At 61.3% G+C, this 17,079-nt stretch carries 17 protein-coding genes; 6 read left to right on the plus strand and 11 right to left on the minus strand.

Annotated features, from left to right (window positions below):
- Nucleotides 1-4: 4 nt before the first annotated feature.
- Nucleotides 5-667: a PEP-CTERM sorting domain-containing protein gene (locus GTP69_RS31430; RefSeq protein WP_229261101.1), complete on the plus strand. Its 663-nt coding sequence runs from the start codon at nt 5-7 to the stop codon at nt 665-667.
- A 37-nt stretch (nt 668-704) separates the two neighbouring features.
- On the opposite strand, the gene GTP69_RS22515 is transcribed toward GTP69_RS31430, so the two are convergent.
- Nucleotides 705-899 (minus strand): hypothetical protein, encoded by a 195-nt coding sequence (locus tag GTP69_RS22515; protein WP_161056964.1) that lies wholly within the window; start codon nt 897-899, stop codon nt 705-707.
- A 106-nt stretch (nt 900-1,005) separates the two neighbouring features.
- Between GTP69_RS22515 and GTP69_RS22520 the strand changes: the two genes are divergently transcribed.
- Complete coding sequence (locus GTP69_RS22520; RefSeq protein WP_161056965.1) at nt 1,006-1,275, plus strand: hypothetical protein; 270 nt, start codon at nt 1,006-1,008, stop codon at nt 1,273-1,275.
- Nucleotides 1,276-1,326: 51 nt separating this feature from the next.
- On the opposite strand, the gene GTP69_RS31435 is transcribed toward GTP69_RS22520, so the two are convergent.
- Nucleotides 1,327-1,980, minus strand: coding sequence for a PEPxxWA-CTERM sorting domain-containing protein (locus tag GTP69_RS31435; protein WP_229261102.1), 654 nt, complete (start codon nt 1,978-1,980; stop codon nt 1,327-1,329).
- Between the two features lie 721 nt (nt 1,981-2,701).
- Between GTP69_RS31435 and GTP69_RS22530 the strand changes: the two genes are divergently transcribed.
- The 3 genes from GTP69_RS22530 (at nt 2,702) to GTP69_RS22540 (ending at nt 6,512) form a co-directional block, all read left to right on the plus strand.
- Nucleotides 2,702-4,216: an ATPase domain-containing protein gene (locus GTP69_RS22530; RefSeq protein ID WP_161056966.1), complete on the plus strand. Its 1,515-nt coding sequence runs from the start codon at nt 2,702-2,704 to the stop codon at nt 4,214-4,216.
- Entirely contained in the window at nt 4,200-5,882 is a 1,683-nt protein-coding gene (locus GTP69_RS22535) for a response regulator (RefSeq protein ID WP_229261103.1), read from the plus strand. The genes GTP69_RS22530 and GTP69_RS22535 overlap by 17 nt, the downstream gene beginning before the upstream one ends.
- A 264-nt stretch (nt 5,883-6,146) precedes the next feature.
- On the plus strand, nt 6,147-6,512 hold the full coding sequence (locus tag GTP69_RS22540; RefSeq protein WP_161056967.1) for a response regulator: 366 nt from the start codon (nt 6,147-6,149) through the stop codon (nt 6,510-6,512).
- Here GTP69_RS22540 and GTP69_RS22545 read toward each other — a convergent pair.
- A complete protein-coding gene (locus tag GTP69_RS22545) occupies nt 6,493-8,352 on the minus strand; it encodes a hybrid sensor histidine kinase/response regulator (protein WP_161056968.1) in 1,860 nt (619 codons plus the stop codon). The genes GTP69_RS22540 and GTP69_RS22545 overlap by 20 nt on opposite strands.
- Nucleotides 8,353-8,857: 505 nt before the next feature.
- Entirely contained in the window at nt 8,858-9,055 is a 198-nt protein-coding gene (locus GTP69_RS22550; protein ID WP_161056969.1) for a hypothetical protein, read from the minus strand.
- A 702-nt stretch (nt 9,056-9,757) separates the two neighbouring features.
- Here GTP69_RS22550 and GTP69_RS22555 point away from each other — a divergent pair.
- Nucleotides 9,758-10,069 (plus strand): hypothetical protein, encoded by a 312-nt coding sequence (locus GTP69_RS22555; RefSeq protein ID WP_161056970.1) that lies wholly within the window; start codon nt 9,758-9,760, stop codon nt 10,067-10,069.
- A 197-nt stretch (nt 10,070-10,266) separates the two neighbouring features.
- Here GTP69_RS22555 and GTP69_RS22560 read toward each other — a convergent pair whose 3' ends face one another.
- The 7 genes from GTP69_RS22560 to GTP69_RS22590 form a co-directional block, all read right to left on the minus strand.
- Entirely contained in the window at nt 10,267-11,202 is a 936-nt protein-coding gene (locus GTP69_RS22560; RefSeq protein WP_161056971.1) for an ATPase, read from the minus strand.
- A gap of 41 nt (nt 11,203-11,243) precedes the next feature.
- Nucleotides 11,244-11,483 carry a hypothetical protein gene (locus tag GTP69_RS22565; protein ID WP_161056972.1) on the minus strand — a complete coding sequence of 80 codons (240 nt, stop codon included), beginning with the start codon at nt 11,481-11,483 and terminating at the stop codon, nt 11,244-11,246.
- A 451-nt stretch (nt 11,484-11,934) separates the two neighbouring features.
- The gene (locus GTP69_RS22570; RefSeq protein WP_161056973.1) at nt 11,935-12,183 is read right to left on the minus strand and encodes a hypothetical protein; all 249 of its coding nucleotides are present in this window, start codon (nt 12,181-12,183) and stop codon (nt 11,935-11,937) included.
- A 2-nt stretch (nt 12,184-12,185) separates the two neighbouring features.
- The gene (locus tag GTP69_RS22575) at nt 12,186-13,148 is read right to left on the minus strand and encodes a relaxase/mobilization nuclease domain-containing protein (protein WP_161056974.1); all 963 of its coding nucleotides are present in this window, start codon (nt 13,146-13,148) and stop codon (nt 12,186-12,188) included.
- Nucleotides 13,145-13,675: a hypothetical protein gene (locus GTP69_RS22580; RefSeq protein WP_161056975.1), complete on the minus strand. Its 531-nt coding sequence runs from the start codon at nt 13,673-13,675 to the stop codon at nt 13,145-13,147. The genes GTP69_RS22575 and GTP69_RS22580 overlap by 4 nt, the downstream gene beginning before the upstream one ends.
- 222 nt (nt 13,676-13,897) lie before the next feature.
- Nucleotides 13,898-14,155, minus strand: coding sequence for a DUF3717 domain-containing protein (locus GTP69_RS22585; RefSeq protein WP_161056976.1), 258 nt, complete (start codon nt 14,153-14,155; stop codon nt 13,898-13,900).
- A gap of 122 nt (nt 14,156-14,277) precedes the next feature.
- Entirely contained in the window at nt 14,278-16,248 is a 1,971-nt protein-coding gene (locus GTP69_RS22590; RefSeq protein ID WP_161056977.1) for a ParB/RepB/Spo0J family partition protein, read from the minus strand.
- Nucleotides 16,249-17,079: the final 831 nt, after the last annotated feature.

The raw sequence follows: 17,079 nt of genomic DNA on the forward strand, positions 1-17,079 counted from the left end.
AAAAATGTCTCTCAAATTAGCCGCCGTTGTGGTTGCCGCCGCGTTCAGCAACATCGCCGGCGCCACTGTCGTCGACGTCAGTGGTCAATATACTTTGCAGTATTCGGTCGCTGCGGTGGCAGGCCAAAGCCATGAATATGTCTTCAATTACGCGATCACCAACGTCGCGCAGGGTTACGCCGGCAGCCAGACCGGCCTGGACGGCTTTACCGTCTACATTCCGACCAGCGCCACGGTGCTGAGCGCAACCGTGCCTACACCTTACGTTGGCGCTCCGGGCTTCTGGAGCAAGGGCCCTTCGTCCAGCCTGAGCCTGGGCGGCAACGGCAGCCAGGACATGGTCGCCCCGACCGGCTATCTGGCCTACACCTTCTGGGGCCAAAATACGGAATCGGTCTACCAGCAAACGGGCACTGCCCACTTCAGCCTGACGCTGGGCAACGTCTCGCTGGGCACCAATACAGTCGGCATTTCCAGCTACTACGGCTTCGCCACGCCACCGACCGGTCAGCAATACGTGACCAACCAGTATGGCAACTACTCCACCTTTACCACCCAGGCGGTATCCGCAATCGCTGCGGTGCCGGAGCCGGAAACCTACGCAATGATGCTCGCCGGACTGGGGATCATGGGCGCAGTCGCCCGCCGCCGGCGCCGTCAAGGCTAAAAAACAGAAAAACGCGCTACGGCGCGTTTTTTTGTGCTTAGCGGCCTTGCTCCTTGGCCGCCGTCTTGATCTCCGCGCAGGACAGCGGCTTGCCGTTCTTCGCGGCCTCCGCTTCCAGTTGCTGGCAGCCCTGGTAGTTATGCCAGAACACCAGCACATACCCGGCCACACCCAGCACCACGGCGATCATTGCCGCCGCCAATCCCACCTTCACCACTTTTTCAGACGCCATTTCCAATCCTTCTAGCCTGCTAAACAAAGGAGTAATGGTAGCACCCCGCCATTTGCGCGGCGCAAAAAAATAGTTCGGAATAGAATCGGGCACAAGGAGGAACACTATGTACGAACACTTGACCGGCAAATATATTCCACTCGCAACCGAGCGCACCAAGGATGCAGTGAAAGACCTGCAACCCGGAGAGCGGCGCAAAATCGATGTGATCAATCCCAAGGACCCAACCGACCGCATCATCACTGATGCATGGGTGGTGCAGGATGACGAAGGCGCCCACTTCAGTTTCCAGGATGGCGCACTGGGCGGCGACGCTTATCTGGGGCCAGCGGATCAGGTGCGGATAGCGATCGAGGAAGCGCCGCTCGCGGATTGAACTGGCACGGCGCCGTCGTGTGCTGATGCAGCGTCTGGATGCATCAGCACATTACCCTCTTGACTTGCGGCGGCGCACTGTCGCACCTACCAGCCCCAGACCGGCCAGCAGCATGGCGAAGGTTTCGGGTTCAGGAACGGCGCCGACGGGATCAGCTTCACGTACATTGCGCGCGATGAAGAGAATGCGTCCCGTGAGCAAAACCGACTCGGTCGAGTACACCATCGTCGGATTGAAGGATGTGATATTGCCGTCCGAGGAAAAATCACCGAAACTCAAGGTGCCGTCCGGCGAGTTAAACGTTCCCGCAAATTTTGACGGCTGAAACTGTGTGATATCCGTATCGAAATAAAGGTCAGCAGGCTGATTTGCATAGGTGTACTGGCCACTCACTGCGACCAGCTGGCTTGCAAATGTCATCGTGCTGACTTTTGCAGCGATGACACCTGCTGCCGAATATCCATATACCGCATCGAGCGCCGTCGACCCATCAGGCAAGCGACTGCCTGCCGGCACAAAAACAGAATGAGCGTTCTGGGACGTGTCATACAACATTTCAAACAGCATCGCCTTGGCGTCATTTGGCGAGTAAACAGCTCCTTTCGAGTAGGCCACTCCGATACCGAGTTGAATGATTGCCGCATGCGAGCTGGAGGCAGCTAATAGGGAACCGGCGATCAGCGCGCGCACTAGAATCTTCTTCATGCGTATTTCCTTGTGTGAGTAGTCAACTGCGTTAGCCGCAGGCCCATGACATCACAATAATTATAAGAAATACAATGCGGTATGTATGTAGCACAAACGTGCTACAAGGAAGACCTCAGCGCCGCGGAAAGTTAGCGAATGCCAACTGAAAGAGGATGGCTTTTGTAGTGGTGCTCCGAGCCGGAATCGCATTGCCAGATAAATCAACCACTTATCCCAGAAAAGTGTAAATTTAAGGAATTGGCCACACAGTTTTTAAAACGAAACGCCGCTGTGGCCATACCTCATCGCCCGTCCACGCGCCGTCCACTGGCCGTATTGTAGATAGCAAATGGCGTAGACTGCAGGCGCTCGTCCGCCCTAGCAAGCGTCAGCGGCATGCGCAACGCTGTACGCGGGAAGAGCATCCGAGAGGATGTCGACGCACCGATGTATTGCCAGCGTTGCGCGGAAGGATTCAAATCGCCAGGCATTTCTTCGCCTCCCAGCCGTCACGCACTTGCCAGCGTTGCGCCGCAGCACTAAAGCGTGCCGACCATCGGTCTTCTGGGGCATCACTGGCGCCGCAGTGCGACATCCGCTTGGCGAAAACGTGCTTCGTCCAGGACAACATTTGTTTATAATCACATCCATGAACGCTGCCAGGCATTTTCACATGCAGTCGCCGCCATGATCGGAGGAACCTCTCCCGGTCCGAATCCACCCCAACGCCTACTCACATATGGACCAACCGCTTTCCTCGCGCCGTACCGCGCGCAATTCCGCCGAAAGGCTCGCCACCGGCATTCCCGGCTTGGATGAGGTACTGTGCGGCGGGCTGACCCCAGAACGTGTCTATCTGATCGAAGGATCGCCTGGCACCGGCAAAACCACGTTGGGCCTCCAGTTCCTCCTTGAAGGTATCGCGAAGGGCGAGTCGGGACTCTACATCACCCTTTCAGAGACAATCGACGAGCTTGACGCTGTGGCCGAAAGCCACGGCTGGAGCATCGACGCATTGTCGATATACGAGCTTGCCGACGAACAGCGGCTCAATCCGGAAGGGCAGCAATCGATCTTGCATCCGTCGGAAATCGAGCTTGATGAAACCTCCAGGGGTGTGATGGACAAGGTGGATCAGGTTCAGCCGGTGCGGGTCGTGTTTGATAGCCTCTCGGAAATGCGCCTGCTGGCACAAAACTCCTTGCGCTACCGACGTCAAATTTTGGCGCTCAAACAGTTCTTTTCATCGCGCAGCTGCACCGTGCTGATGCTTGATGACAAGACCAGCCAGTCCGACCAGCATCTTCACAGCATCGCCCATGGCGTGGTCAGTCTGGAACAAATGCCGCAGGAGTTCGGAAAAGAACGACGCCGTGTCAATATTCTCAAAATGCGCGGCATCAAATTCCGCGGCGGCTACCACGATTATGCGCTCGACACCGGTGGTATCCGGATCTTTCCACGACTGGTGGCGGCCGAGCATCCTGGCGAGTTTGTGCCCAAGCCGCAGTCCAGCGGCTCTGCCGGACTGGATCATTTACTGGGCGGCGGCTTGGTCGCGGGTACCAATACCTTGATCATGGGCCCGTCCGGGGTCGGCAAAACCACTGTCACCGTGCGCTGCATGTTGTCGGCGCTGGAACGCGGCGAGAAGGCGGCGTTCTATCTGTTCGACGAAGGTTTGGGGACATTCCTCGCGCGCAGCTCCTCCTTGGGCATGAATCTACGTCCGCATCTTGCGAGCGGATTATTGACTGTGCGCCATGTCGATCCGGCAGAATTGTCTCCGGGTGAGTTTGCGCAAATGGTGCGCGATGCCGTGGAGACTGACGTCAAGTTTGTCGTCATCGACAGCCTCAATGCCTATCTCCAGGCAATGCCCGGCGAGCAATATCTGATCTTGCAGATGCATGAGCTTTTAACCTACCTCAACCAGAAGGGTGTGACCACCGCCTTGGTCATGGGCGAACACGGTCTCGTCGGTGCCCTGCAACGTGACGTTGACCTGAGCTATCTGAGCGATACGACGCTGTTGCTGCGCTTCTTTGAGGCCCGAGGCAAGCTGCGGCGCGCTATCACCGTGGTCAAGAGCAGGACAGCAGAGCACGCGTTGACCATTCACGAATTGGTCATGCATTCCAAAGGGATTGAGATCGGCGATCCGCTCGAAGGCTTCGAGGGTGTGCTTACCGGCCTGCCGACATACCGCGGCGGGACGGCAATGCTGAATTCGGGTGATGATGCGTCGGCTTGATCCTCGTGAAGAGCGCGTTATTGTTCTGGCGCCGCGAGGGCGCGACGCTGAAGTGATCGCCACGGTGGTCGGCCGCGACGGCGTGGTGACCGAGGCGGTAGCCGATTTCAAGCAATTGTCGCAGGCGATCATACACGGCGCGGCGGCGGCCGTGGTGGCGCAGGAGGCGCTTGTCGGCCAAGACCTGGTGGCGCTGCGCGAATGGCTTGCATGCCAAGCGCCTTGGTCCGACTTTCCCTTTGTGGTGTTGCTGGCGCGTCGCTTGGGCAATGAAGATGTCGCGATACGTGCCGTACTCGCAACGCTCGGCAATGTGGTGGTGCTGGAACGCCCGCTGAGTGTCGAGACGCTCGGCAGCGCCACAGCCTCGGCTTTGCGGGCGCGCCGCCGGCAATACCTGTCGCGGGAAGCCTTTGCAGAACGATTGCAAGCTGCCGAGGCGGTTGAGGCGCTGAATCAGACATTGGAAGTCCGCGTTGCGGAGCGCACCCGCGCGTTGTCCCATGCCAACGACCAGATTACTGCTCAGGTGATGGAACGTGAGCGGACCCAACAGGCATTGGCGCAATATCAGAAGATGGAAGCGCTTGGCCGGCTTACGGGCGGCGTGGCGCACGACTTTAACAATCTGCTCAGCGTGATTCAAAGCAGTGTGGAACTCATCTCCATGATGAGCTCGGACGAGAGCATTCGCACCCGCGCCAAGACGGCAAAGGCGGCTTGTCAGCGCGGCGCTAAGCTAACGGGGCAATTGTTGTCGTTTGCACGTAACCAGACGCTTGATATGCGCTCGGTGGAAATTCGCGCGTTGTTTGATATTGTCACCGAGCTGGCCACACCGCTATTAGGCGCGGGCATAGAAATAGTCGGTGATGTCGGCGACGGCGCGGAGCGGGTCATGGGCGATGCCAATCAGCTGGAAATGGCCATCCTCAACTTGGCCATCAACGCCCGCGATGCCATGGACGGTAAAGGCCGTTTAGTATTGCGCGCGTCGCGTGCACCCGCCCCAGCAGCACTGCCGGTTGGTCAATATGTCCGCATTGAGGTGTCGGACAACGGGCCCGGCATGTCCGCCGAAGTGGCGGCCAAGGTATTCGAACCCTTTTTCACGACGAAAGCCGTCGGCAAGGGTACTGGCCTGGGACTCAGCCAGGTCTACGGCATGGCCCAGCAATCGGGCGGCGCCGCCTTTGTCCGCAGCGTCGAAGGACACGGTGCAACGGTGGAGATTTGGTTGCTCGCGGCGACCGGAGAAGTGAAGCCTGGAATTTCACAATTGAGCGAGCGCCTGTCGTTGGCGGGCTTAAAAGTGTTGGTGGTCGAGGACGATGACCTGGTCCGCGCCGGCATGGTGGACGCGCTCATGTCATTCGGATGTGAAGTCACGCAAGCCCGCTCGGGGACTGAAGGGCTTTCAGCGCTGCACATACGCCGACCGGACTTATTGCTGACCGATTACCTCATGCCCGGTCTGACCGGTGCACAACTGGCAAGAGAGGCGCGAATGCTGTTCCCTGGATTGCCTGTTTTAATCACGTCAGGCTACGCCGACATGGCAGCGATCGAAAGCGCGGTAGGTCAACATGCCATATTACGCAAGCCTTTTGAACTCCCGGAGCTGGTACGCGCAGTCAAGCATTGCCTGGTGACTAAACAGGGATGAGCGGATGAGCGTGGGGTCGGCGAGGCGCCGCATTTCTGTGGGACCATCACCAAATGCGGCAAGCAGTGGTTCCCGCGTTCCCGATGGGACACGAAACATGCTCTGCGGCTTCTCCACTGACGGCAAAACGTCGCCTCGTCCTACGTCTTGGTGCGGTCGGAAGCGGTAACATAAACAGTCAGTTCACGTTGGTGGCAATCGTGTAGACGATGCAATACCGGTGCCCTGCAATGAAGGCGTGTAGCGCGTATTGACGCGGGGCGGATGATGAAAAAGATTTTAATTATCGATGACAATATAGATTCTGCCCAGGCCCTTGCCGCCATTCTCGAAATGATCGGCCATCGCGCAGAAATCGCCCACGGTGCGGTGTGCGGCCTGACGGCGGTCATCACTTTCCAGCCCGACATCGTGTTCTTGGATATCGGGATGCCGGAAATGGACGGCTATCAAGTCGCGGCCCGCATCCGCGCCGACACAACGATGCTGCAGCCATTCCTGATCGCGTTCACTGCTTGGGATGACGTCAAATCACTTGCGCGCAGTGCAAAAGCGGGATTTGACCGCCACATCGCCAAGACATCATCATTCGAGACATTGGTCTGCGCGATCACCGAGGCGACGCGATAGCGGCATTGCCTGCCGAGACGAGCGACAGCATATCGACTATTTCAACCAGCTTGACTGGTTTGACCATGTGGTGGTCGATTCCTGCTTCGCGCGTCCGTCTGCGATCATCATCTGTGCCCCACCCGCTCAGCGCCGCAATATAAACACCACCCAAGCCCGGCTCCGATCGGAGTTGCCGTGCAACTGCAAAGCCATCGAGATATGGCATGCCCAAATCTAAGATCACGACATCGGGGACAAAATTCAATGCGCCAGCCAGCGCCTTGGTGGAATCGACAACGACACAAATCGAATGCCCTACTTCCTCCATCAGCGCCCCCAACGTTTCTGCCGCATCGACATTGTCGTCGACAATCAGAATTCGCAGGCTACGCTCGTCGGACGGAGTGTGTGCCGCCGCAGCGGCCGACATCACTGCGGCGCCTGGCGCTTGAGCGATCGGCAGCACCAGCGTGAACGTCGATCCCAACTTGTCTCCCCCGCTGACAACATCAATTCGGCCGCGATGCATTTCGGCCAGTTGCTTGGACAGCGCCAACCCCACCCCCAACCCGCCGCGCGAACGTTCGGCGCTCCCATCAACCTGGGCGAACAGTTTGAAGATTTGAGGCAGCATCGCCGCCGGAATGCCGATCCCGGTATCGACGACATGGATCAAAACGTCGCCGCCTGCCACTTCCGCAGCCAGCTCTATGTGGCCCCCGACAGGGGTATATTTGGCCGCGTTGTGCAGCAGATTGCTGACGATTTGTGCTATGCGCGTGGCGTCCGCATACAGCCATACGTCGGCCTCGGGAATGGCGAGCTTGAAATTGTGCTCATTCGCCTGGATTAACGGGTGGCTTGCTTCTACCGCGATATCGATCACAGCCTTCAACATTACCCGCTCGTGCTTGAGGTTAACCTTACCGCTGCTGATACGTGACACATCAAGCAAATCGTCAACCAGCCGAACCATGTGGCCGAGCTGCCGCTCCATCATATCGACCACCCGAGGTGCTTGTTCCGGCTTCCCTATTCTGAGCAGAGTCAAGCCATTTTTGATCGGCGCCAGCGGATTACGTAATTCGTGTGCCAGCGTGGCCAGGAACTCGTCTTTATAACGATCCGCTTCCAACAGGCGTTCAGCCTGATTACGCAACGCTTCGGCGGAGATATTACGTTCGATAAGGTCGGCTGCCTGCCTCGCAATAATATCGAGCAGACGCAAGTCACGCGCGCTGGGCAGTTGCTTGCTGGTCCAATGGGTTGTGATCATTCCGACCAGGCGGCCGTTTCTGGTGAGCAGAGGTGTCGATTGCGCCGCTCGCACACCGGCTTTGCGGAAAGCGATCAGGTCTTCACTGCCAGAAATAAATTCACAAGCTTCGAAATCGGAGACAATCACACGTTCGCCCACTTCGAGCGCCTTGCCGCAGGTGGTCGCGCGGCCAGGCTTCACCCATTGCCAATACGCAACAGCCTCTTCGTCGAGACCGTGTTGCGCGATCAGCTGCAATGCCCCTTTTGTCGGATCATATCGCTGCATGCTGCCGAATTCGGACCGCATGATCACGGTGGCCGCTTCCACCAGCTTCTGATACAGCTCGCCAATCGAGTTCTCGTCGATAAGCATCGCGCTGATTTCATGCAGCAGCTGAGCGTCTGAGAGCGCTGTTTCCAGCTGACTCTGCCCTTGGTTCTTCCGCTGCAACGCCAATTCGAGTTCCTGCTTTTGCGCCACCACCAGTGCCAGCTCTTTGCGCAGTTCCGCAGTACGCGCTGCCACAAGTGTCTCCATCGCACTATTGAAGACAGATAATTCCTGTCGTTTAAATCGTTCAATAAGAGTCGCGGGCATGTGAAAGTCCTCTCTGGCAACAGCAAACATGTGGTTAGAAGCATTCGCCATTGCAGACGAAAGACCTTGCACTCAGGAGCAAACCGACATGCAGGCACCCGGCGGCCGGGCAGTATCCATATACTACCAGCAGAGTCTATTCTTGATTGGATTAGGTGAGGATTCTACGGACGAACGCAATGTGTCTGTCGCGCATTAGTCGAATGTCCACGCAAAGTCTCGCACGACCCGCCGCTGGACCGCGCGCCGGCAGCGTGTAACGCTCGACAAGCGCAATGCCGGCTGGATCAACGTCGTCCTTCACGCGATACTTGGGGCACCGCCCCGCCGTCCAGGAACCGGCAGTACGGCGCCACGACGTTTGCCCCCTACCGATCAATGTCCGCTGGATAGTTGCCGCTGTCGAGGCAGCCGTTGGCCAGCGGCCGCCGCCGACTGCGGTCCAAATTGGACAAGGCGATCTTGCGGTCCGATACCCGCTTTGTACTCACGGCCGCCCCGATGTTCATCGTATCCACCGCATCCAATCTGGCATTCCGCCGCTAAACGTTGGCGACTTTTCCTCGACCAGAACAGCATTTTTCACCGCGACCAGTCGAATCAACTGCGCATAATCTACATCAAGCAACAATCCGCCTCCGTGCGCGGCGTCCAGCAGCTTGCGTATATCGTCGAGTTGCGCCTCGGCCTCGAAGCTTTGCACGGTGACATTTCTATCATCCACTGAAATTTCGGCAAGATGGAAGCGATTAGTGGGTCAGACATAAATGGTCGTAGTGAAGGTGGCGATCATCGCCAAAATTTGCGGCGCTAAATGAGTTTGCCGTCCCCGCGCGATGCGGCGGCGTATTTCGCCCGCTCGTTCTGCCAGTTTTGCAGGCCTTGGGGCACGCATGCGCTATCAATTCATTATAGCGGCATGCAGTGCATTGAAGACGCACTCTTCCCGTCCGACTAACACGCTCGCGCGGGGCGACGCATCCGGCTATCGCCGCAGGGTTGCGCCGCCCTCGGCGAGTGGCCGGCGTGGCTGCCACGCGGCTTTGCGAGGTATGGGCTGTGCGTGACTGGCTCAGCGTGTTCCCGACGGTGTCGCCGCCATGGCCACTTTGTTCACGGTACGGCATAGCGAGAGGAAATCGACGTCCAGCGTTTGGCGTCTGTCATGGACCTCGTGTGGGATTGCCAGACTGGCACGGTTGCGGTCCTGTAGCTGAAGATTACGCACATCCTCGGACATCATGTTCTTCGCGATAAGCCGATTATCAAGCACCACTCCCTACTGGTAGTCGACGTTCTGACCGAGAACCCAGCACTTGCCCGGCATCCGGCAATTCGGATCGGCTTGTCTTAGGTGTCGTCCGGACGCCACTGCGATGCCGCAGCCGCCGGGGAAAATTTCTCCTTGGTAGCAGATGCCAAAAGTCCGCAGACGCCAACAAAAAAGCTTCCAGCGTGGGATGCGTGTACTAAAATAAGTTTTTCAGCCGCTACCCACACGACCAACATGCTTAAAACGATGATCGCAATGGAATTCATGGCGATACTGGATAACATTGTTCCATCGTCCCCCGGCGCTCGTCAGGACCTGCTCGAAATCAAAACGCAAGTACATGAAGCAGCGAAAAGCGGCAAAATTCTCGTTCAAGAATGGCAAATTCTCATCGAAAGAAGCAACGAGGTCGAACATGTGTGTGACAACACGCCGAAACATTAGGCAAGCCGCCCACCATTACCCGCTCCCGCACAGCCACATCGCCGCGCACACCACGCGCCATTAGTGTAGCGCCCTGCTAACACTCAGCGGTTCACCACTTATCTCCGCAGACTTGAACAGGCAAGCGAATGCCGCATATTTCGCTGGAACAACCACACGTCAGCTACGGCCGTAATGCGCGGCATTACGGCGGGTTGTCACACGACGACGACTGGCGCTCCATCCACGGTATAGCGTATCGTCACCACATCACCCTCCCTGTAATTCCTTCGGACTTGGCCTGGACGGAGGACCGCCGTTTCCAGCAGCAGGCGGTCATGGATGCGTGCCAACTTCGCGGCGCTGTCATACTGGGCGAGGAAGTTGGGCGTGGATGTCAAGACCGGCCCGGTATAGCTTCCGCGGAGTTCGTCGGTGTCGCCGCAGGGATAGCCGACGCCGTCAAGTGAGCTCAGCAGATAGTCTAACTCCTCTTCGCGCGCCTGGAGGGGCTTGATCAATTGCGCGACTGCCCACGCCTTCGCATCGTCAGCGACGGAAAACTGGCCGTCACGCTCAATCACCACTTGCAGCGTTGCGCCTTTGTCGTTGACACTGTTGTCGTAGACATAGACCGCATCGGCGATTTCAGCCGCGCGCGGCAGCAGGGCCAGCGTCCTGTGGTAACGTTCGCGCACTTTTTCGGGTTGCACATAGTGACCGGTCGTACTGCCGGTCTCGTAACGGTATGTGACCCGCTCGACGTTTTTCTCGGGATCATCGGTGGTGATGAACGTCAAAAACAGGTGATAGCCTTGTTCCTTCAGCAAAAGCATTTCGCTGATCCGCGAAGGGTGCGACATCACCGTTTCGAACGCAAACGGCAGCCGACCTGCAATCGCGGTGGCGCGTGCTTGCATGGCCGCGCGCTGGGCAGCTTCGTCCCGCGCATTCTGGTCAGGAAATTCGCCTTCGAGGTCTTTGGCGACCTGGTCAGGGTTAATAAAGTAAGTGGGCAGCGGAACCACGCCGCGCATGGTGGCCAATCCAGTCTGTTTCAGTTCCTCTATCAGAGAAGTCTTGCCGGAGCCGTTCGGGCCGGCAAAGACGACCACCAGGGGACTTGTCGCGGACGTTTCTTGATTGTCGGCCATCGCAAAAAACGCGGCCGAAGCCGCGTTTCAAAAAGGATTGCTTATTTTCGGTTCGCCAGGCGTCGACCGGCGTAGCTCGCCAAATCAAACGTGGTGGCGGTGTTGACGTCGCGTTTCGGGGACAGCGCGGCATGCCGCTTAATCTCGGCCAAGGTTCGCTCCATATTGCCGACGATGGCTTGATCCCATTGCTTCACCGTGGCACCGAGAAACGGCGCGTCGCCCCGCAACATGGTGGGATGCTTGAATCGATTAGCTTCGCCGCGTATTTTGAGTTTCATGGCAATTCTCCTACTGCGATACCTCATTATAGACCAAAGCAGTAGCGGGTCGGTTTGAACGCTTACGCTGCCCTGATTGGCCGCAGACTCCCGACAGCGCTGCAAGCGGATTGCCCCATTGTATTCTCCAAATTCCGGCCATGGCGCCGGCCCGACATTGCCGCCGGCTAGTCACCAGCTTGTGCCCAGGTCCGCGCCCACACGCCGCTTACCTTGGTCCACCCCCATGGCCACGCAACGAACTTCCCGGCAAACCGCGCGCCCCGACGTGCCGTCGTTCGGAATGCGCATGCAGTGCCGCTAAGGTCGCTGCCCGGCATGCGGCGTTTGTCGCCTTCGAATCCTGCGCGCGCCGGTCCGGCCGCGCCGCGACCAGCTGACATGTTCGATGTATGCCCCCCCTGGCGCATGGCAAACACCGCTGTCGGCTATACGCCATGCCGCAGGCGTGTCAACCCGCGATCCAGGGATAGAAAATGAGGTAGCCAAGCCCGAACAGCAGGAAGCCCCCCACCAAGATGCCGACCATCGCCAGCGCCAACCGCATGCAGGCGTCGATGATCCAGGTACCGGACCGGGCCGCCGCCGAGAACGGCCACGCCAACACGCGCAACATCCACATCCCGATCGACGACAGGACCGCGACAGACTCCCGCACCTCGCTTAAAGCACCGGCAAAACCACCCCATACCGGTCGCATGATCACCGTTCCCTGGCTTGCCGTTCGCGCAGCGCGGCGTCCTCCCGCTCAACCGGTAACCCCATCGCCTTCTGGCACAGGTTGACCAGGCCCACTGCCAGCCCCCGGTCCGCCGCGTCGTCGGCGCTGGCCAGTATCTGCGCGACGCTGGCGTAACGTTGCAGCATCACTCCCTCACGCTGGCGGTGGGGATCGTGACGCGCCGTTCGACCCGCGCTCGCCTGCGCGGCGCCACGCGCCCGCAAATGATGCAGGCCCTGAGGAGTGCCGCGTATCGGCTGGAAGCGTTCGAGCCGGCTCGACGCAGCGGCATCGATACCGTGCGCGCGCAGTCTTTCCGCAAACCGTTCGCGCCAGCGCCGCAGATCGACTTTGCGGGGATTGAGACGCCTGCCCTCGTCGTCGGCAATCTTGACGCACAAGTGCACATGGGGATGAGGTGACGGTTCCCTGGCCGGATCGTCGAGAAAAGTGTGCAATGCCATTGCGTACTGGTGTCCCGAAAACTCGTCTTGCGCGAACTCGCGCGCCGCGCGCTGCAGCGCCTGCGCATCAGTGCCCGCCGGCATCGACAGGACAAGGTTCAGGGCCTCACGTCGCCCCGACTCGTCCGGGATCGGCGTGCCGCCGTTCTGCCAGGCGTAGCCCAGCCACCCCAGATCCTCCTTGCCCGCGTAGCGCTCGCCGTCCTGGTCTTCGAGCGGCAGTTGGCCATGGCGGGATATATAGTCGAGATGTGCGCGAATACGTCCCATGCCGCGACCGCCGCCGGAAATCCGCACCATCGCTTGCGGCGTTTTGCGCGCGATGCCGCTCAGCCGCTGGCGCACCCCGCTGGCGTCATTGGGGCGACCGTTCTGCATGAGTGCACGCACCGGACGCGTATGCACACGCCGTGTTTGCCGCTGGTTGAATCCGTCCGCATCCCACCGCAGCAAATAGGCGTCGATCTGCGCACGCTTCATGATCTGCTCCACCGCGCGGCATTGCTCGTCAGCAGCTGCGCCACGCTGTCGATATGACGCGTCAGTTGCCCATGCAGCGTTTCCAGCACGTTGTGCAATGCCGGATCGGGCGGAGGCTGGGATGCCTGCAGCGCACGCCCGATCAGTTGGAGATGGCGCGCAATCGTCAGCAGCGCCAGATTGGATTTTCCCAACTGCGCCATCTCCGCCATGCTCAGCTGCGGCTCGCCCCGCATCGCGCCACGCAGCAACGAGATGATCCAGCGCTGCTCCGACATGCCGATGCTGTGTGCGCGGGCGCGAACGAAATCCGCCTCTTCAGCGCTCAGCCCGATCTCCCGGCGGACCTTCGTTCCGGCAGTCGCCGGCGCCGCACCGGTCCCAAGCGGAGCCGACTCTTCCATCAGCTTGGCAACCACCTGCCGAAACGCGGCGCTGGGGGTGATCTGATGCGCCGCGCAATAGTCGAGCCAGCGCTGCTTGTACGCGCCCAAGTCGATGTTGATACGGTTGGGTCTGATTGTCATGGTGGCCTCGCTCGCGGCATTCCCGCACCATTTCAATCTACGCCGCCCACAGCGGAGCACTTTGATCGGCGTCAGCCTATCCTGCAATCGCGTCTATAAGCCGGTTTTCCTTGAAATTTTCAAGCGCCGACGGCGCCAACCAGTCTCGGCCATGCAACCGCAGCACGCACCAGACCGCTTCAACCGAAGCCGGCACTTATCAACACCAGCGCGTGCCGCCCGTCACCCGTAGTCCTCGCGTCGCCCCCACGCGCCCGCGTCTGCTGACACGTCGTCGCCGTCGGCTTCCGCCGCCAACTGCGCCAGCCACGCCGCCACCTCCACGCGCACCGCTTCCGGCAACGCCGCCAGCGCCACCCGCCGCTCGTGCCGCACGATCGCTTGCCCATACACTGTCGCCAGCGCCTGCAATTCCGCCGTCAGCGGCCGCCCGGGCGGCTGCGCCCGCAACTGGCGGTCGACGAAAGCTTCGAACTGCACGACGCCGATGCTGTCATGACTGCCGTGTTCCATGACCTTCCCCCTGACCTATCGTTCACATGTTGCGCGCAGCCATGCAGCCGCGCCCGGCTATCATCGCCGGACGCGGCCGGTCCACCTTGTCAATCATCAACCTCCACGTCGGTTTCTGCCCCAGCCGCAGTGCCGTCCGCCATCGGCCCGCCCAGCACCGGCGGCAGCCAACCGCTGTCGGCCAGCGCCCGCGCCGCCGCCTCGGCCGCCGCCTGCTTGCTCATGCGTTCCAGCGGCACCGCCTGCGCTGGCGAAGTAGCCTGCGCCACCACCGCCAGCAGGTGCGCCTTGGGTACGTGCGCGAAATAGGTCTGCGCGGTCGGCTGCCACCACTTGCGCATGTCCAGTCCCACCGTGCGCGCCAGCTCCGTTACCGCCGCCGGTGTGCGCTCGCCCTGCTGCACGCCGTCGATGGTGCAGGCGGTGCAGAAGGCGATGCAGTCGTCAATGGTGGTGCGCGGCTGGGCCGCCAGCCATGCCATCAGGCCGGTGCTGCCGCCGTCCTCCGGCAGCAGCGCCGCCAGCGCCGCCCGCTGCGCCTGCCAGCAGGTCCAGGCTGCGCCGTCCTCGGCCTCTGGCGGCAGCTGCGGCGGCTTGACGTCCAGCTGCACCACCCTGCCGCCGCGTTCAGCATAGAATACCTGCCGCAGCAGATGGTGGGCCAGCACCCGTAACGCCACCTCGGGCTGGCGCACCAGCTCGGCCCGCAGCGCCAGTGTGCGCTGGCCCGTCAGGGCGGCGGTCAGGCGCGCGGTGTGCGGCCCGCGTGCCCGTTGCTTGGGCTTGCCATCGGCTGCCGCGCCCGCCGCCATCTGCGGCTTGTTCTGCGGCCGGATCAGGCCGCGCAGCACGCAAGCCTTGCCCTTGTCGTCCACCGTGACCAGCGCCCCGGCCAAGGCGATGTCGGCGCGGTCCGGCCGTTGCAACGCAGCCCGCAACTGCCCCTGTTCGAGTTCGACGGCGGCCAGTTCGCGCAGCGCCGCCCCGTGGTCGTCGCCCCCGTCCGCGCTGGCATCCAGCTGGTCGCGCAGCTGTCCGGCCCGTGCTTGCAACTGCGCCAGCCGCGCGGCCTGTTCGCCGTTCGGCGTCAGCGCCTCGGTGCGCACCCGGCCATAGGCCGCCAGTTCGGCGGCGTCCACCCGGCAGCGCACGTCGATCCAGCGCCAGCCCTCCTTGCGCAACCGGACGGCCAGCCGTTCCAGCCGTTCCTGCGCCAGCCGGTCCAGCAGCGCGACGTCGTCGATATACCCCTGCTCCTGCGTGCTGAACAGGTCGCGGGTAACCAGCCCGCCTGCCTGCTGGTAAGCCTTCAGGCCGACATAGCGCGCCACCCGGTCCTGCCCCAGCGCCACGCAGTGCTGGGTCAGCAGGCGACGCAGACGCTGCGGCTGGCGTTCCCAGTCGCTCAGGCTGTCCCATGCGGCCAGCTGCGCCGCGTGGTCGTCGCTGACCGCCAGCGCCGCCATCTGCTCGTAGCTGGCGCGGTCGCGCCGGTACAGGTCAAACAGGCGCAACGCGACATTGGCCAGCTTCAGGCGCTGACGCACCGTCAGTTCGCTGACGCCGAAGGCCAACGCAATGTCGGCCACGCTGCGCCCCTGCGCCGCCAAGGCGCGCATGGCGTCGAAGATGTCGGCCGCATGCATCGGTGCACGCCCGAGGTTTTCCGCCAGACTGACCAGCACCGCCTCGTCTTCGCCCACCAGCAGATACGGCAGCTGGTAATCCTCGGGGAGGTCGCCTTCGGCGATCAGCTGGCCCACCACCTGCCAGCGGCCGTCGCCCGCCGCCACCGCCAGCAGGCCGGTCGGCACGCCGTCGCGCTGCTCGGCGTAGCACACCAGATTTTGCAGGATGCCATGGGCCCGCACCAGCGCCTTCAGTTCGCACAGGTCGCGTGGCTGCTTGCGCGTGTTGGCCGGGCTGCGCACCAGTTGTGCATGGGTGGCCGTGCCCATGGTGGCGTGGGTCAGGATCGCCTGCGATGCCGCCCGCAGCGCCTGCATCGTTTGCCGTGCTGCATCGCCGTCAGCGACGGCCGGTTGTTCCAGATCAGACATGATGATTCTCCTTGCGTGAAAGTTGACATTGAAAGGAACCCGCACTTCATCCTGCAGACAGGTTTTTGCGCTGTGCGCGGCTGATCCCGCCACGCGTCCCCCTCGCCCGACCAGGGGGGACGCGTGGCGGGATTGGCGCACAGCGCAGCCTGTGGCAGGTGCGGCGGGCTTCCCTCGGCGCCGCAGGCGCCCCAGGGCGGGACGCGGCCGGCTTCATAGCGCGAGCGGCGGCTCAAAGGCCATGCCAGCGGCTGTATCGCTGGCATGGCCTTTGAAAGCGTCCTGTCCTCACTTAAGGTCGTTAGGGTGTAGGGGCTGCGGTGTGTCGTGCGCAGCGCGGCACTCCGCCATGGTGTGCCGCTTCGGGAGGGGCGCAGCCGCTCCCGCATTGCTGCCGCGGCTTTTGCGGTGTGTCGTGCGCAGCGCGGCACTCCGCTATGGTGTGCCGCTTCGGGAGGGGCGCAGCCGCTCCCGCATTGCTGCCGTGGCCGTTGCGGTGGGTCGTGCGTAGCGCGGCACTCCGCCATAGTGTGCCGCTTCGGGAGGGGCGCAGCCGCTCCCGCACTGCTGCCGCGGCCGTTGCGGTGGGTCGTGCGTAGCGCGACGCTCCGCCGTGCTGTTTCTATCCGGGAGGGGTGCAGCCGCGCCCGGCTGGTCAGCCGTGGCCGTTGATTGTTGGGGGTGCGAGCGGAGGACTGCAGGCGGGCCGCAGGCCCGGTCCCGCAGGGACGGAGCGCAGCGACCCGGAAGGAGGCCATGCCCGCAGGGCCTCGCCCAGATCAAGGAATGCAAAACTGGTCGGCGGGTGTACTGCATTGCTAACTGGCGAGC

Source organism: Duganella levis (assembly GCF_009857605.1).
Classification (GTDB): Bacteria; Pseudomonadota; Gammaproteobacteria; order Burkholderiales; family Burkholderiaceae_D; genus Rugamonas; species Rugamonas levis.

Bases quoted from the DNA above. Each gene is read 5' to 3' on its own strand.
- GTP69_RS31430 (WP_229261101.1), top strand. From the start codon at position 5: ATGTCTCTCAAATTAGCCGCCGTTGTGGTTGCCGCCGCGTTCAGCAAC.
- GTP69_RS22515 (WP_161056964.1), bottom strand. From the start codon at position 899: ATGGCGTCTGAAAAAGTGGTGAAGGTGGGATTGGCGGCGGCAATGATC.
- GTP69_RS22520 (WP_161056965.1), top strand. From the start codon at position 1,006: ATGTACGAACACTTGACCGGCAAATATATTCCACTCGCAACCGAGCGC.
- GTP69_RS31435 (WP_229261102.1), bottom strand. From the start codon at position 1,980: ATGAAGAAGATTCTAGTGCGCGCGCTGATCGCCGGTTCCCTATTAGCT.
- GTP69_RS22530 (WP_161056966.1), top strand. From the start codon at position 2,702: ATGGACCAACCGCTTTCCTCGCGCCGTACCGCGCGCAATTCCGCCGAA.
- GTP69_RS22535 (WP_229261103.1), top strand. From the start codon at position 4,200: ATGATGCGTCGGCTTGATCCTCGTGAAGAGCGCGTTATTGTTCTGGCG.
- GTP69_RS22540 (WP_161056967.1), top strand. From the start codon at position 6,147: ATGATGAAAAAGATTTTAATTATCGATGACAATATAGATTCTGCCCAG.
- GTP69_RS22545 (WP_161056968.1), bottom strand. From the start codon at position 8,352: ATGCCCGCGACTCTTATTGAACGATTTAAACGACAGGAATTATCTGTC.
- GTP69_RS22560 (WP_161056971.1), bottom strand. From the start codon at position 11,202: ATGGCCGACAATCAAGAAACGTCCGCGACAAGTCCCCTGGTGGTCGTC.
- GTP69_RS22565 (WP_161056972.1), bottom strand. From the start codon at position 11,483: ATGAAACTCAAAATACGCGGCGAAGCTAATCGATTCAAGCATCCCACC.
- GTP69_RS22570 (WP_161056973.1), bottom strand. From the start codon at position 12,183: ATGCGACCGGTATGGGGTGGTTTTGCCGGTGCTTTAAGCGAGGTGCGG.
- GTP69_RS22575 (WP_161056974.1), bottom strand. From the start codon at position 13,148: ATGAAGCGTGCGCAGATCGACGCCTATTTGCTGCGGTGGGATGCGGAC.
- GTP69_RS22580 (WP_161056975.1), bottom strand. From the start codon at position 13,675: ATGACAATCAGACCCAACCGTATCAACATCGACTTGGGCGCGTACAAG.
- GTP69_RS22590 (WP_161056977.1), bottom strand. From the start codon at position 16,248: ATGTCTGATCTGGAACAACCGGCCGTCGCTGACGGCGATGCAGCACGG.